The organism is Mycobacterium paraffinicum (assembly GCF_001907675.1).
Taxonomy (GTDB): domain Bacteria; phylum Actinomycetota; class Actinomycetes; order Mycobacteriales; family Mycobacteriaceae; genus Mycobacterium; species Mycobacterium paraffinicum_A.
Map to the genome: position 1 here is coordinate 1 of NZ_MPNT01000080.1, position 1,418 is coordinate 1,418.

Here is a 1,418-nt window from a genome sequence, read left to right on the forward strand (position 1 = left end):
AGTTGCGTCCAGCAGAGTGGTGTACGAGCCGGTGATGACCGGCGTGTCGTAGCCGGATGAATGAAGGTCATCGCGTGATTCTTCGAGGGACCGACCAAAGTCACTCGAGCAAAGGAATCAACGCGATGACCATTGCCCACGATATCGACCTGTCTGCCGTGCTGGCCGAACGACTCACCACCACGCACCCTGATGTGCTGCGCGAGTTGTTGGCCGCCTTCATTCACGCCCTGATGGGCGCCGAAGCCGACGCGGTGTGCGGTGCCGGCTACGGCCAGCGCAGCAGCGAGCGCACCAATTCCCGCAACGGGTATCGGCACCGCGAGTTTGACACCCGCGCAGGCACATTGGATCTGGCGATTCCCAAGCTAAGGCAAGGTTCGTACTTCCCGGACTGGCTGCTGGAACGGCGCAAACGCGCCGAGCGGGCCCTGACCACGGTGGTGGCTACCTGCTACCTGCTGGGCGTTTCGACGCGGCGGATGGACAAACTCGTCGAGACTCTGGGCATCACCAGCTTGTCGAAGTCCCAGGTCAGCGTGATGGCCAAAGAGCTCGACGCCGCGGTCGAGGCGTTCCGGACCCGGCCACTGGATGCAGGCCCGTACACGTTCATGGCTGCTGACGCCCTGGTGCTCAAGGTTCGCGAAGCAGGCCGGGTGGTCAACGTGCACGCGCTGATCGCCACCGGGGTCAACGCCGAGGGCTACCGCGAAATCCTGGGCATCGACGTCACCACCGCCGAGGACGGGGCCGGCTGGCTGACCTTCCTGCGGTCGCTGACCGCCCGCGGCCTATCAGGGGTCCGTCTGGTCACTTCCGACGCCCACGCCGGTCTGGTGGCCGCGATCGGCGCCACCCTGCCTGGGGCATCGTGGCAACGGTGTCGCACCCACTACGCCACCAACCTGATGGCCATCACTCCGAAATCATCGTGGCCGTGGGTACGCACACTACTGCATTCGGTCTTCGATCAACCTGACGCCGGTTCCGTTGCAGCCCAATATGACCGCATCATCGACGCACTGGCCGACAAGCTCCCCAAGGTCGCCGACCACCTCGAAGACGCCCGCGCCGACCTGCTCGCCTTCACCGCCTTCCCCAAACAAATTTGGCGGCAGATCTGGTCCAACAACCCACAAGAACGACTCAACAAGGAAATCCGCCGGCGCACCGACGTCGTCGGAATCTTCCCCGACCGCAACGCCCTAATCCGCCTCGTCGGCGCGGTGCTGGCCGAACAACACGACGAATGGGCCGAATCCCGCCGCTACCTCGGCCTCGACGTCCTCAGCAAATCCCGCGCCGACCACACGCCATCAACAGAACAGGAGGACACCCCGGCGGCACTGACCGCCTAAACCACCAAGTCGAAGAATCACACGACGACGTCGTACACCACGTCCCTGGACTTGACC

At 64.1% G+C, this 1,418-nt stretch carries 1 protein-coding gene; it reads left to right on the plus strand.

From position 1 onward, the window contains the following. The first annotated feature begins 125 nt into the window (after positions 1–125). Positions 126–1,361, plus strand: a complete 1,236-nt coding sequence (locus tag BRW65_RS30800) for an IS256 family transposase (RefSeq protein ID WP_042909891.1) — start codon at positions 126–128, stop codon at positions 1,359–1,361. Positions 1,362–1,418 lie beyond the last annotated feature (57 nt).

Coding starts and splice junctions, on each gene's coding strand:
- BRW65_RS30800 (WP_042909891.1), top strand. CDS start 126: ATGACCATTGCCCACGATATCGACCTGTCTGCCGTGCTGGCCGAACGA.